The 13,305-nt window shown below is 67.0% G+C and carries 12 protein-coding genes; 4 read left to right on the top strand and 8 right to left on the bottom strand.

Going from position 1 to position 13,305, the window contains the following annotated elements; translation table 11 throughout:
* Positions 1-2: 2 nt before the first annotated feature.
* The 3 genes from betA (at position 3) to WC493_RS11325 (ending at position 2,716) form a co-directional block, all read left to right on the top strand.
* Positions 3-1,667 carry a choline dehydrogenase gene (betA, locus tag WC493_RS11335; RefSeq protein WP_373065617.1) on the top strand — a complete coding sequence of 555 codons (1,665 nt, stop codon included), beginning with the start codon at positions 3-5 and terminating at the stop codon, positions 1,665-1,667.
* A 128-nt stretch (positions 1,668-1,795) separates the two neighbouring features.
* Positions 1,796-2,047: a hypothetical protein gene (locus WC493_RS11330; RefSeq protein WP_373065616.1), complete on the top strand. Its 252-nt coding sequence runs from the start codon at positions 1,796-1,798 to the stop codon at positions 2,045-2,047.
* A gap of 126 nt (positions 2,048-2,173) precedes the next feature.
* Positions 2,174-2,716, top strand: coding sequence for an MOSC domain-containing protein (locus tag WC493_RS11325; protein WP_373065615.1), 543 nt, complete (start codon positions 2,174-2,176; stop codon positions 2,714-2,716).
* A 152-nt stretch (positions 2,717-2,868) separates the two neighbouring features.
* On the opposite strand, the gene WC493_RS11320 is transcribed toward WC493_RS11325, so the two are convergent.
* The 8 genes from WC493_RS11320 to WC493_RS11285 form a co-directional block, all read right to left on the bottom strand.
* Positions 2,869-3,894 (bottom strand): histone deacetylase family protein, encoded by a 1,026-nt coding sequence (locus WC493_RS11320; RefSeq protein WP_373065614.1) that lies wholly within the window; start codon positions 3,892-3,894, stop codon positions 2,869-2,871.
* On the bottom strand, positions 3,891-4,790 hold the full coding sequence (locus WC493_RS11315; RefSeq protein WP_373065613.1) for a nitrilase-related carbon-nitrogen hydrolase: 900 nt from the start codon (positions 4,788-4,790) through the stop codon (positions 3,891-3,893). Before WC493_RS11315 ends, WC493_RS11320 begins: the two co-directional genes overlap by 4 nt.
* Positions 4,791-4,827: 37 nt before the next feature.
* Entirely contained in the window at positions 4,828-5,865 is a 1,038-nt protein-coding gene (locus WC493_RS11310) for an extracellular solute-binding protein (RefSeq protein ID WP_373065612.1), read from the bottom strand.
* A 29-nt stretch (positions 5,866-5,894) separates the two neighbouring features.
* Positions 5,895-6,680: an ABC transporter permease gene (locus tag WC493_RS11305; protein WP_373065611.1), complete on the bottom strand. Its 786-nt coding sequence runs from the start codon at positions 6,678-6,680 to the stop codon at positions 5,895-5,897.
* Positions 6,680-7,588 carry an ABC transporter permease gene (locus WC493_RS11300; RefSeq protein WP_373065610.1) on the bottom strand — a complete coding sequence of 303 codons (909 nt, stop codon included), beginning with the start codon at positions 7,586-7,588 and terminating at the stop codon, positions 6,680-6,682. Before WC493_RS11300 ends, WC493_RS11305 begins: the two co-directional genes overlap by 1 nt.
* Before the next feature lie 14 nt (positions 7,589-7,602).
* Positions 7,603-8,700, bottom strand: coding sequence for an ABC transporter ATP-binding protein (locus WC493_RS11295; protein ID WP_373065609.1), 1,098 nt, complete (start codon positions 8,698-8,700; stop codon positions 7,603-7,605).
* Between the two features lie 158 nt (positions 8,701-8,858).
* Positions 8,859-10,586, bottom strand: coding sequence for a hypothetical protein (locus WC493_RS11290; RefSeq protein WP_373065608.1), 1,728 nt, complete (start codon positions 10,584-10,586; stop codon positions 8,859-8,861).
* Positions 10,587-10,970: 384 nt separating this feature from the next.
* Positions 10,971-13,043 (bottom strand): FAD-dependent oxidoreductase, encoded by a 2,073-nt coding sequence (locus tag WC493_RS11285; protein WP_373065606.1) that lies wholly within the window; start codon positions 13,041-13,043, stop codon positions 10,971-10,973.
* Positions 13,044-13,179: 136 nt separating this feature from the next.
* Between WC493_RS11285 and WC493_RS11280 the strand changes: the two genes are divergently transcribed.
* On the top strand, positions 13,180-13,305 hold a 126-nt coding region (locus tag WC493_RS11280), incomplete at its 3' end, for a DUF1348 family protein (RefSeq protein ID WP_373065638.1).

Raw genomic sequence — 13,305 nt, 5'->3', positions numbered from 1 at the left:
TCATGAGCAGCAGCGAGACCTTCGATTACGTCATCGTCGGCGCCGGTTCCGCCGGCTGCGTGCTGGCGAACCGGCTGACCGAAGATCCGGGCACCAGCGTGCTCGTGCTCGAATACGGCGGTTCCGACCGTTCGGTGGTGATCCAGATGCCGAGCGCGCTGTCGATCCCGATGAACATGGAGCGTTACAACTGGTTCTACGAGACCGAGCCGGAGCCGGGGCTCGGCGGCCGCGTCATGCATACGCCGCGCGGCAAGGTGATCGGCGGCTCCTCCTCGATCAACGGCATGGTCTATGTTCGCGGCAACCCGCTCGACTTCGAACGCTGGGCCGAGGAAGGGGCGAGCGGCTGGAACTACGCCAATGTCCTGCCCTATTTCAGGCGTGCGGAGGGGCGGGAGGAAGGCGGCGACGCCTATCGCGGCGCCGACGGCCCGCTGAAGACCTCCTACGGCCCGCTGCGGAACCCGCTCTACCGGGTCTGGATCGAGGCGGCGCAGCAGGCGGGCTATCCCGCTACCGACGACATCAACGGTTTCCAGCAGGAAGGCTTCGGCCGGATGGACATGACCGTCCACAAGGGCCAGCGCTGGTCCGCCGCCAATGCCTATCTGAAGCCCGCCCTGAAGCGGCCCAATCTCGCCGTCCGCTCCCACGCCCTGGCCACCCGCGTGCTGTTCGAGGGGCGCCGTGCCACTGGCCTCCGCTATCGCCAGGGCGAGGCGGAGCGCGAGGTCAGGGCCCGGCGCGAGGTGATCCTGTGCGGCGGGCCGATCAATTCGCCCCAGCTCCTGAAACTCTCCGGCGTCGGGCCGGCGGCGGAACTGGCCGATTTCGGCATTCCCCTGGTGCATCACCTGGCGGGTGTCGGGGAAAATCTCCAGGACCACCTGGAATTCTATTTCCAGATGGCCTGCACCCGGCCGGTCACGCTCTATTCGGCGCAGAGCCTGTTCGCCAAGGGCTTGATCGGGCTTCGCTGGCTCCTGCGCCGCGACGGGCTCGGCGCCACCAACCATTTCGAATCCTGCGGCTTCATCCGCAGCCGGGCGGGCATCCGCTATCCCGACATCCAGTATCATTTCCTGCCCCTGGCGGTTTCCTACGACGGCAATTCGCTGGCGACCGAACACGGCTTCCAGGCCCATGTCGGCCCGATGCGGAGCAAGAGCCGGGGCTGGGTCCGGCTCCGCTCCGCCGACGCCAGGGACAAGCCGCGCATCCTGTTCAACTACCTGAGCCACGAGGACGACCTGGCCGAGATGCGCGCCTGTGTCCGCCTGACGCGGGAGATTTTCCAGCAGCCGGCCTTCGCGCCCTGGCGCGGGCGGGAGATCCAGCCGGGCGCCGAGATCGAGACGGACGAGGCGATCGACGATTTCATCCGCCGCAAGGTCGAGAGCGCCTATCACCCCTCGTGCAGTTGCAAGATGGGCCGGCCGGACGACCCCATGGCCGTGGTCGACCCGGAAACCCGGGTGATCGGCGTCGAGGGCCTCCGCGTGGTCGACAGTTCGATCATGCCCTCGGTCACCACCGGCAACCTGAATGCGCCGACCATCATGATCGGCGAGCGGGCGGCCGACCTGATCCGCGGCAATCTGCCGCTGCCGCCCTCCAATGCGACCTATTATGTCGCATCCAACTGGGAAGCGGCGCAGCGCTAGAATTTTCCCCGGTCGCCACGTTTTCACCTCATTCGGCCGCCACACTCCGCAGTGTGAGTGTCCCTGCCCACGAGGACGAGAACCCCGGCAACACGCGAATTGCCCCGCTCTCAGAACAGGAGGTCGCCATGCCTGCCACCCTGACGGATGCCGAAATGGCCATCCAAGCCGCCATCCTCAAAGTCCAGGCGCTCGGTGAAATGCCGTGCCGCCCGGTCGTCATCGATGCCGCCGTGAAACGCCTCATGCTGGCGGACGAGCCGGAACCGGCGGCCCGCGAACTGGTCGCCCATGCGGTGACCACCATGCGCCAGCGCGGCACCCTGCACACCCACGAAGGTCCCCTGCACCTCTGGACGGTCGACGAAGGCCGCGCCTGATCGACGTTCGCCTGATCGACGTTCGCCTGATCGACGTTCGCCCGATCGACGTCACGGGCTGATCATCCGTCTTGCCCTTCCCGCCGGCCCGGTGCCTGATGCGCCGGCCGGTTTCGGGAGAGGGCGATGGACGGCACCGTGATCGCGGTGGCGCAGAGCGCTGCGCACGACTTCAGCAAACGGACGCGTGAGGCGATCCGCCTGCTCGCCGGTTTCGGCGTGGTCGGTGACGCCCATGGCGGCGCCAATGTCCAGCACCGCTCGCGGGTCGCCCGCGACCGGACGACGCCGAACCTGCGCCAGCTCCACCTGATCCATTGCGAATTGTTCGACGAATTGGCCGGGCGCGGCTTCCCCGTCCGCCCGGGCGACCTCGGCGAGAATGTCGCGACAAGAGGCATCGCCTTGCTCGCCCTGCCGCGCGGCACCAGGCTTCGCCTGGGGGCGGAAGCGCTGGTCGAGATCACCGGCCTGCGCAACCCCTGCAAGCAGATCGACGATTTCCAGCCGGGCCTGATGCAGGCTGTCCTCGACCGCGACGCTGCCGGCGCGCTGATCCGCAAGGCGGGCGTCATGGCGGTCGTGCTGGCCGGCGGCGCGGTCCGACCGGGCGATCCGATCGCCGTCACCCTGCCCGATGGCCCGCATGAGCCTTTGGCGCCAGTTTAATTTGGCGCCAGTTCAATAAAGGACCGCCGGCCCCTCGATCGGGACCGGCGGCAGGCGGTCGGGGAAGATGGTGAACCCCGACGCCCCGATGAGAGCACCGATTTGACGTCGCGTCACCGGGCATTTCGGGAGAGGCCAGGCTTTTCGCCCCATCAGCTCTCGAAGCCGACCAGCACATTGGCGGTATTCACGCCCAGCGCCTCGACCGCATAGCCGCCCTCGAAGATGAAGAGCGTGGGCAGACCCAGCTTGGCGATCCGCTCGCCCATGCGGAGGTAGTCGTCGGACTTCAGCTTGAACTTCGAGATCGGGTCCTGCTCGAAGGTATCGAGCCCCAGGGAGACCACCAGCATGTCGGCGCCGAACCTGGAAATGCCGTCGCAGGCGACATCGAGCGCCGGGCCGTAAACGTCCCAGGCCGAACCCCAGCGGAGCGGCAGGTTCAGGTTGGCGCCCTCGCCCGCTCCGGCCCCGGGCTCGTCGGCATAACCGAGGAAATAGGGATATTCCTGGGTCGGATGGCCGTGCAGCGAGGTGAAGAAGACGTCGCCCCGGTGGTAGAAGATCGCCTGGGTGCCGTTGCCGTGGTGATAGTCGACATCGAGAATGGCGACCTGCCGCCCCGCCTCGGTCAGCACCTGGGCCGCGATCGCGGCATTATTCAAATAGCAGTAGCCGCCCATCTGGTCGGACGTTGCGTGGTGGCCGGGCGGACGGCACAGCGAGAAGGCCGCCTTCTCGCCCGCCAGCATGAGGTCGACGCCGGTCATCGCCACCTCGACGCCCGAGGCGATCGCGGTGAAGGACGTCTTGGTCAGGCCGCAGCCGGCGTCGAAGGAATAGAAGCCGAGCTTGCCGTCGATCGTCTCCGGCTCGATCTGGCGGAGCGAGCGGGCCGGCCAGGTCATGGGCAGGGCGTCCGAGCCGTCCCCATGTTCGGCGTCCCAGAGCGCCCAGGCGGATTCGAGGAAGGCGACGAACTTCGGATCATGCACCTTGGCGGCGGCCGAAATGCCCATCCGGGTCGGCTCGATCACCGGGCCGAGGCCGACCTCCTTCACGCGGGAGAGCACGATGTCGGCGCGCTGCGGGCATTCGAAGGCCGGCATCATCTTGCCGCCGATCAGCTCGCAGGCGGCATGGTGCAGCCGGTGATCGTCCGTATAGATGGTCTTCATGCCATGTCCTCGATGGTGAGATGGGCGGCGCTCCAGGCGCCGGGCCAGACTTCGGCGCCGTTCCGGCGCAGGCCGCGGACGAAGCCGAGCGGCAGGTCCCGGCACAGGAGATAGGGGCCAGGTCCGTGGTCGCCGGTGACGATCCCGGTCGAAGGCCCGAGGCCGAGGAAGCCGAGCGCCTCCTCGCAGGGCAGGAAGACCGAGGCGCCGGAGGTATTGGAATGGGCAGCGCCCGAGAGCGGCCGCTCGCCGACGCAGCCGACCGCGGCGACCACGGTCATCAGCTCGACCGCGCGCGCCTTGGCGCAGCCGAAGACCCGCGCATTGCCGGAGGCGAGCCTGGTCATCGAGGGCACCAGGATGAAGTCGAGATCGAGCGGGGCCAGGCGGCTCGACAGCGCCGGCAGTTCGATGTCGAGGCAGATCACCACGGCGAAACGCCAGGGACCGAGCTTCAGGACCTGGACCTTGCCGCCCGGCGTCAGGTTCCAGGCTTCGGGATCACGCTCGCTCGGCGTCAGAGCCATCTTGTCCTGCACCAGGTGGCGGCCGTCGGGATAGAGGATGTTGGCGCGGTTGGCGAAACGTCCGCCGCCCAATCCATGCGGCGTGGTGCCGGCGAGCAGGACGACGCCGTGTTTGGCGACCAGCGGCCGCAGCAGGTCGAGGGCCGCGGCTTCCTGGGCAGCGAGCCAGGACAATTCCTCGGTCGGCGCCAGGGCCGGCGCGAAGGAGAGCCATTGGCTGGTCACCAGTTCCGGCATGGCGAGCAGGGCAGCCCCATCGGCGGCGGCGCGGGCCAGCATGGCGTCGATGCCGGCGGCCCAGGCGGGCAGGCCGTTCAACGCCGGTTCGATATTGGTCGCCCAGAGGGCGATGGTCAGAGTGTCTTCCATGGCGGGTGGCGGCGGGGGGTGCCCGCCGCCGATCCGATCACTTGCGGACGTTGGTCCAGACCTTGTCCATCAACTCCTTGGCCTTGACGCCGCAGGGCTTGGCCATGATGAAGAGGTGGTCCATGCCGGCGGGCGGCACCACCGCAGGATCGTTCTTCATCGCGTCGTCCAGATAGGCAGCGGCCGCGGGCACGGCGCCCATGTAACCGGTGAAGTTCGACGCCTCGGCGATGTTCTTCGGATCCATCATCCAGTTGATGAAGATCTTCGCCTCTTCGATGTTCTTGGCCCCCACGGGGACGGCGAAATTGTCGGCCCAGAGGCTCATGCCCTCCTTGGGATAGACATATTCGATCGTCGGCAGGGCCATCTTGGCGCGGTGGGCGGCGCCGTTCCACTGCATGTGCATGACGACTTCCTTGGCCGCCAGGCGCTCGTGGGTGCCGTCCGAATTATAGAGGGCGACGAAGGGCTTCTGCTTCAGGAGGAGCTCCTGCACCTTCTTCATCTCGGCCGGATTCTCGTTGCACAACGGCAGGCCGAGGTAGCGTAGGGCGTTGTTGATCACCTCGACCTGGTCGTTCAGGACGGCGACCTTGCCCTTGAGCTCGGGCCGGGGTTCGTAGAATTCCTTCCAGCTATCCTCGAGCTTGCCGATCGCGGCGGTGTCGTAGGAGAAGCTGGTGGTGCCATACATGTAGGGGGCGGTGTATTTCCGCTCGGGATCGAAATAGGGCGACTTCAGCGGGCCTTCGACATTCTTGAAGTTCGGCATGGCGTTGACGCCGATGTCGACCAACATGCCCTCGTCGGCCATGATCTTGACCATGTAGTCCGAGGGCACGACGACGTCGTAGCCCGTGCCGCCGGCCTTCAGCTTGGCCAGCATCGACTCGTTCGAGTCGTAAAGGTCGAGGGTGATGTTGATGCCGGTCTCGGCCGTGAAGCGCTTCAGGAGTTCCGGCGGCGTGTAGTCGGACCAATTGTAGAGTACCAGTTCGCGGGCTTCGGCCGCCATCGGCAGGCCGAGCACGGCGACGGCGGCGACCGCCGCCTTGAGCATGTTGAGGGACATGGTGAGCCTCCGTTGTTGAGGGAATCCGGTCAGCGTGACCGGCGGCCGATCCAGGCCGAAATCGACACGAACAGAATCGAAACGACGAGCATGAGCGAGGAGATCGCATTGACCTCGGGCGTCACACCCATGCGCAGGCTGGCGAAGATGTAGATGGGCAGCGTCGAAGCCCCCGGCCCGGCCACGAAATAGGAGATGACGAAATCGTCCAGGCTTGTGATGAAGGCCAGCATGGCGCCCGCGATCACGCCGGGCCACAGCAGGGGTAGGGTGATGCGCCGGAAGACCTGCCATTCGTTGGCATAGAGGTCGGCCGCCGCCTCGCGAAAGGTCGCCGGCATGCCCTCGAGCCGCGCCTTGATCGGCAGATAGGCGAAGGGGATGCAGAACACCACATGGGCCAGGATCACCGTGCCCAGGCCGAGCTTCAACCCGATCGACAGGAAGAAGATCAAGGTCGCCACCGCGGTCACGATCTCGGGCACGATCAGCGGCAGGGCGATCACCGAGTTGACCGCATTCATGCCGCGGAAACGGGCGCGGTCGAGGCCGATCGCCGCGATCGTGGCGAAGACGGTCGCGATCACCGTCGCGATCACGCCGACGATCAGGGAATTCTTGGCGGCACGCAGGATGTCGGGATTGTCCAGGACGACGCCATACCAGTCGAAGGTGAAGCCTTCCCACAGCGTCGACGAACGCCCCGAGTTGAAGGAGAGCCCGATCAGGACGACGACCGGGGCATAGAGGAAGACGAAGAAGGACGCCGCCGCCGTACCGGTGCCGGGGAAATGGCGAAGCGGATTGCCGCGCATCAGCGCCCCTCCGTCAAAGCGCCCCGCCCGAAGCGGAGCGAATAGGCGACCAGGGCGAACAGCACGATCGCCAGGAGCGCGAAGGACAGCGCCGCCCCGAAGGGCCAGTTCTGCGAGGCGCCGAACTGCTGCTGGATCAGGTTGCCGATCATCAGCGCCTTACCGCCACCCAGCAGCTCAGGCGTCACATAGGCGCCGAGGCAGGGCACGAAGACCAGGATACAGCCCGCCGCGATCCCCGGCATGGAGAGCGGGACGATCACCCGGCGCAACGCCGTGAGGCGGGTGGCGCCCAGGTCGTAGGCCGCCTCGACCAGTCGGAAGTCGAGCTTCTCCAGGCTCGAATAGATCGGCAGTACCATGAAGGGCACGAAGGAATAGACGAGGCCGATCAAATTGGCGGTATCGCTATAGAGGAGACCGAGAGGTTCCTGCGTGATACCGAGCCATTCCAGCCCGAAATCGACCAGGCCTTCGCGCCGCAGAAGCAGGATCCAGGCATAGGTGCGGACCAGGAGATTGGTCCAGAACGGAATGGTGACCAGGAACATCAGGATGTTCCGGCGCCGCTCCGGCTGCTGGACGAGGTAGAGCGCGGTCGGAAAGCCGATGACCACACACAGCAGAGTCGTGATGCCGGCCAGGATGAAGGAACGCCCGTAGATCTGCAGATAGGCCGAGTTGAACAACAGGCTGTCGTCCAGGTCGCGCTCGAACAGGAACTGGATGTAGCTCTCGAAGGACACCTGCCAGATCACGCCGCCGTAGGTCGCGCGCTGCAGGAAGGAATAGACCAGCATCAGGCCGAGCGGCACCACCATGAAGAAGACGATCAGCCCGACAGCGGGGCTGATCAGGGCGGTGCGCCGGGCGGCGGGCGAGCGGCGGAAGTAGTCCATCACCGACATGGCCGCCGCCCCCTTCAGTCCTGGCCTTCGGGGAAGGCGCGCAACGCCGCCTCCGGCACCACGACGCGGACCCGGTCGCCCCGGCCGTGGGGCAGGTCGCGCCCGGCCAGATTCTGCTCGCGCACGCGGATCGTGCCGGCGCCGCCGTCGAGGGCGACATGGAAGGTCGTGTCGGTACCGAAATAGACCACGGCATCGACCACGCCTTCGAGCGTGCCGGCCGGCCCGAAGGAGAGGCGCTCCGGCCGGGTCGACAGGGCGACGCGGGCACCGGGGGCGAGGTCCTGTGCCGCCGCCTCGACCACGGCACCGGAGGCCAGGCGGAAGCTGGCCCTGCCGCCCGAAACCGCGGCCACCTCGGCCGGAATGAAATCGGTCTCGCCGATGAAGTCGGCGACGAAGCGATGTTCCGGCGCCTCGTAGATGGCGCGCGGCGTGCCGACCTGGAGGACATGGCCCTGGGACATGACGGCGATCCGGTCCGACATGGTCAGCGCCTCTTCCTGATCGTGGGTGACGAAGACGAAGGTGATGCCGGTCTCGGTCTGCAGGCGTTTCAGCTCGATCTGCATCTCCTTGCGGAGCTTGAGGTCAAGGGCGGACAAGGGCTCGTCGAGGAGCAGCACCTTGGGCCGGTTGGCCAGTGCGCGCGCCAGCGCCACGCGCTGCTGCTGGCCGCCCGACATCTGGTCGGGCTTGCGGCCTTCGAAGCCGGTCAGCTTGACCAGGGTGAGCATTTCGGTCACCCGGCGCCCGATCTCGGCCGAGGTCATGCCCTGCATTTCGAGGCCGAAGGCGATGTTCTGTCCGACCGTCATATGGGGGAACAGGGCGTAGGACTGGAAGACCGTGTTGACCGGCCGGCGGAACGGCGGCAGATGCTCGATCCGCTCGCCCTCCAGGCGGATCTCGCCCTCGGTCGGCTGCTCGAAGCCCGCGATCAGGCGGAGCAGCGTGGTCTTGCCGCAGCCCGAAGGCCCGAGCAGGGTGAAGAATTCGTTCGGCCTGATGGCGAGGGATACCCGATCGAGCGCGATGGCGCCCCCCGGAAAGGCCTTGACCACATCCCGCACTTCGATGGCCGGACAGGTTGCTGCTACGCCGTCACCCAAATCAGCCCTCCCGGGAGCGGCCGAAATCTCGCCGCTGCCCCGTTCGCCCGACTCAAGGCTAAGCGGGGTCGAGCGACAATGTCCAGATCGGGCGAGCAGAATCTTTCAAGGCAAGGCGCGCCTTTTTCGTGTCGGGAAAAGGCGCGCGTCGCATTCGTTCAAAAACTGAGCAGCCGATTGACACCGTCCAGGGTCGGATCCAGGGCGCCGTCGTTGCGGTCGACCAGGGTGCCCACCAGGGTGGTGACGGCGCCGAGCTGGCCGGTCTGGCCGCGGGTGATGTCGTTGAGCGGCCCGGTCAACGGGGCGAGCAGGCTGCCCGAGGGGGCGGCCAGGCCGGCCACCACATCGGTCACGAAGGCGAGCGGCGTGCCGCCCAGCAGATTGTCGACGGTGCCGAGCACGCCGTCGATCAGGCCGGCATTGCTGGTCGCCCTGCTGTCGCCCGAAAGAAGGTCGTTGACCGCGTTCAGGGTCGGCGTCAGCGCGCCGTTCTGTTGGCCGACCAGCGTGTCGACCACTTCGGTCAGCGCGCCGAGCTTGCCGGTCTGCACGTTGGTCAGGCTGTTGAGCGGGCCGGTCAGGGCCGAGAGCACGCCCGTCTGCGGATCGACCAAGCCGGCGACCAGGTCGCTGACGAAGGAGAGCGGCGTATTGCCGAGCAACCCGCTGACCGTGCCCTGTACCGTATCGATCAGGCCGCCCGTGGTGGTCGCGCGCTTGTTGCCCGACAGGAGATCGTTCACCGCGTCGAGGGTCGGGTCCAGCAGGCCCTGGGTCGGGCCGGCCAGCGTGTCGACCACCTGGGTGACGGCGCCGAGCTGGCCGGTCTTGATGTCGGTCACCTTGTCGAGTGGGTTGGTGAGGATGGAGAGCACGCCGGTCTTGGGGTCGACCAGAGCATCCACCAGCTTGCTCACGGCATCGAGCGGGGTGTTGCCGACCAGATTGTCGACGGTGTTCTGCACCAGGGTGATCAGACCGCCGTTGCCGGTCACCGGCGGCGGCGGGGGCGGCGGAGGCGGCTCGACCGGCAGCTCGCCGCCGCCGGTCATGCTGATCTGGCGCAGCCCGAAGCCGCCGCCGTAGCCGGTCAGGAAGTTGGGACGCTGAAGGTTGCGGGTGATCTCGATCAGGGTCGGCCCGCCGGACGCCTTGCCCGGGCCATGGTCGAGGTCGGAAGCGCCGGTATAGAAGCGGATGCCGGCGAGACCCATGACGCCCTTCTCGTCCAGCACGCCGGTCGCGAAAAGCGCCATGCCCGGCACCTCCTGGAGCAACGCCTCGAGCTGGAGGTCCCCGGCGAAGCGGGTGTCCTCGGCAAAGGCGACGCCGGCGCCGACGCGGAAATCGGGCGTCACGAAGAGCGAAGCGCCCGCCCGGCCGTAGAAGGAACTGCCGACCACGTCGCCCCACTGCCAGCCGGCCAGCGCTTCGAGCGTGATATTGGCGAGGTAATACTCGGCGATCGCGGCGACCGCATATTGGCTCTGGCCGTCGATGTAATAGCCGCCGCCGGCCACACCGGCCGCGAAGGTCTGGGGATCGCGGTAATAGAGCTGGGCGGCACCGCCGGCGAAGCCCACCTCGTCGGCGACGAAGCCGGCCACGCCGTCGGCCTGAAGGCCGAAGGAATCACCCAGCGGGATAGCCAGGCTGGGCGCGCCCCCGAACAGGCCGCCGTTCTCGTCGCCGCCGCCGAAGATGTCGACCTTCAGGTTGGTGTCCGCCACCGCCCGCGTGCCGTAACCGAACTGATCGCGGGAAATGGGCACCGCATCCTGTGCCGCGAGAGGTGCCGCCACCGCCAGTGCCAGAACGGCCGCAGAGGTCGCCACCACGGGCCGGGTGAAGGCCCCGCCCCGGCTGTTCGCCCGAATACGCATTTGCCCATGACCCCCAAAATGAAAGTAGTTCTCGCCGAATCGTTACCATTATTTAACCGATTCCGTGAAATAGATTCGTGTGCGATGCCAAAAAAAGAGAATCTGTCTGGAATTATTCAATATAAATTGGGCGCATCCGGAAATTCCGCCGCTTCTATACTAATAAATATTTTTCATGGTGACGGTCGCCCCGGCGTAAATCGCTGGAACGTCATATCTCGTCAATCGGGCAAGGCGGATTTTCTCCGGCCGCGGATGGCGCCAAAGTGGCGCGGTGGCCGGGTCGGGCGCAACCATCATTGCACCCACCCCGCGGGCGGGAATTCACCCCATGGGTGTATTTCCGATGCGCCCCCGGGGACAAACGTTGAAAGCGGGGCGGCGTCAGGGTGCCAGGGCGACGATCTCGCGCCGGAAGGACACGCCGTCGCCGTCGACCGGCGGTCCGTCCAGCTCCTCGGCATAGCGCCGGCCGGCGTGCACGGCATGGGCGATGGTGGCGGGCGCCCTGGCGTCGCCGATCGCGCGGATGCCGCGGATGCCGGCATGGGACCATTCCGCCCGGCGGGCTTCGAGGGCGAGGAACAATTCCTCCCGCGGCAGGCGGGCGGTGACCGGCACCAGGGCGGTACAGGCGATGCGTCGCCGCCGGCCGGTATAGGTGCAGGCGAGTTCGGCCTCGCCCCCGCCGGCTGCGACCAGGGCCGATCCGGTGACGATATCGACGCCAGCCTCGATCAGCCGGGCCTGGATCGCGTGCTGTTCCATGGTGGCGCGGGTCCAGGTCGCGACTTCGGCGGCAGGCGTCACATAGGTGACGCGGTGACCAGCGGCCGCCAGCAGTTCGGCCAGGACATTGGCCATGTAATAATGGTCGTCGTCGAACACCACGACCTCGCGCGACGCGGGCCGGCGGCCGTCCATCAGGTCGTCCGGGGTCAGGACTTCGAGGCCAGGACCAAAGGCCAGCGGCCGCGTGTGCCAGTGACCGACCGCGTCACCCCGCCAGCGCGCGCCCGTGGCCAGCACGACATGCTCGAAGCCGAAGCCCAGGATGTCCTCGGCGCTCAGCGCGCTGTCGAAATAGACCTCGACATTGGCCAGCTTGTGGAGCTGCTGGATCCGGTAGTCGCGCACCCGCGCCCAGGCGGCAAGCCCGGGCAGGCGGGATTCCCGCGCGACCCGGCCGCCCAGGTCGGTGCCCGCCTCGGCCAGGGCGACGTCGTAGCCGCGCTTGCCCAGGACCTGGGCGCATTCGAGTCCGGCCGGCCCGCCGCCGACGATCAGCACGCGGGCCTCACTGCCTCTCGGCTTCACCCGCTCGGGGTGCCAGCCGCGGCGCCATTCGTCGCCCATGGTGGGGTTCTGGGTGCAGCGGATCGGCGACGAGGTGAAATCGCCCGAAACGCAGATGTTGCAGCCGATACACTCGCGAATGTCTTCGAGGCGGCCCTCCTCGATCTTCTTCGGCAGATAGGGATCGGCGATCGAGGGCCGTGCGGCACCGACGAAATCGACCAGGCCGGACTTCACGATCCGCACCATGGCATCGGGCGATGTGTAACGCCCGACGCCCACAACGGGCTTCGAGGTGAGCCTCTTGATGCCGGCGATGAAGGGTTCCTGATGGCCTTCCTCGGCGAAACGCGAGGTCCGGCTGTCGTTCTCCCAGCCGGCCAGGGTGAGATCCCAGAGGTCCGGTACCTCCGCCATCAGGCCGATCATGTCCTCGACCTCGGCCCGGTGCAGCCCGTCCTCGCCCATCAGCTCGTCGACCGAGAGGCGGAGCGGCACGGCACAAGTATCGCCCACCGCATCCTTGGTGTCGGCCAGGATCTCGCGCAGCAGCCTTGTCCGGTTCTCCAGGCTGCCGCCGTATTCGTCCGTCCGGTCGTTGAAGCGGCGCGACAGGAAATGGTGCAGGAAGCCGAGCGCATGGGCGGCATAGACATAGACGAGGTCGAAGCCGGCACGCTTCGCCCTGAGCGCCGCCGCCCGGTGCCAGCGCCTGAGGTCGGCGATATCGGCCTTGTCCATCCGTCTTGCCTGCACCGGATCATAGGTGAAGGTGGCGACCGGCAGATGGGCCGGTCCCATGGGCACTTCCCGGCCATAGAGATTGGGCCCGTTCATGCCGTTGTAAGCGAGTTCGATCCCGGCGAGGGAGCCGTGCTCGTGGATCTTGTCGCACATGCGCGCCAGCATGGGGATGTCGCGGTCGTCCCACAGGCGCAGCTCGATGAAGGGCGTGATGTCGGAGGTGTGATGGAACTCGACCTGTTCCGTGCAGACCACGGCCCAGCCGCCCTCCGCCTTGATGCCGCGCATCTCGGCCAGCGCCGTCGGGTCGCGGTAGCCCATGCCGTTGCAGTGGGGCACCTGGAAGAAGCGGTTGCGGGCCGTCTTCGGCCCGATCCGCACCGGCTCGAACAGGATGTCGTAACGGCTGTCGCGCATGGTTCCCTCGTGGCTCGCCACGAGCCTAGGGGGTGGCGGCGGTGCCGCCGAATAGAAAATTCCGAACCATTGACGAAAGGCGGCCGCTTCTGTACCAATCAGTACATAATTGACCAATCGGTACAGGAGCCATCCGATGAGCGAGAGCCGCCCGCCCCTGCCCCCCTTCACCCGTGAGACGGCGGCCACCAAGGTCCGCCTGGCCGAGGATGCCTGGAACGGGCGCGACCCGGCCCGCGTCTCGCTCGCCTATACGGTGGAC

The sequence above is a fragment of the Zavarzinia sp. genome, assembly GCF_041650655.1.
Classification (GTDB): domain Bacteria; phylum Pseudomonadota; class Alphaproteobacteria; order Zavarziniales; family Zavarziniaceae; genus Zavarzinia.
Note: the sequence above shows the minus strand (reverse complement) of the source record. Positions and strands in the feature narration are given on the sequence as shown.

Coding starts and splice junctions, on each gene's coding strand:
- betA (WP_373065617.1), top strand. CDS start 3: ATGAGCAGCAGCGAGACCTTCGATTACGTCATCGTCGGCGCCGGTTCC.
- WC493_RS11330 (WP_373065616.1), top strand. CDS start 1,796: ATGCCTGCCACCCTGACGGATGCCGAAATGGCCATCCAAGCCGCCATC.
- WC493_RS11325 (WP_373065615.1), top strand. CDS start 2,174: ATGGACGGCACCGTGATCGCGGTGGCGCAGAGCGCTGCGCACGACTTC.
- WC493_RS11320 (WP_373065614.1), bottom strand. CDS start 3,894: ATGAAGACCATCTATACGGACGATCACCGGCTGCACCATGCCGCCTGC.
- WC493_RS11315 (WP_373065613.1), bottom strand. CDS start 4,790: ATGGAAGACACTCTGACCATCGCCCTCTGGGCGACCAATATCGAACCG.
- WC493_RS11310 (WP_373065612.1), bottom strand. CDS start 5,865: ATGTCCCTCAACATGCTCAAGGCGGCGGTCGCCGCCGTCGCCGTGCTC.
- WC493_RS11305 (WP_373065611.1), bottom strand. CDS start 6,680: ATGCGCGGCAATCCGCTTCGCCATTTCCCCGGCACCGGTACGGCGGCG.
- WC493_RS11300 (WP_373065610.1), bottom strand. CDS start 7,588: ATGTCGGTGATGGACTACTTCCGCCGCTCGCCCGCCGCCCGGCGCACC.
- WC493_RS11290 (WP_373065608.1), bottom strand. CDS start 10,586: ATGCGTATTCGGGCGAACAGCCGGGGCGGGGCCTTCACCCGGCCCGTG.
- WC493_RS11285 (WP_373065606.1), bottom strand. CDS start 13,043: ATGCGCGACAGCCGTTACGACATCCTGTTCGAGCCGGTGCGGATCGGG.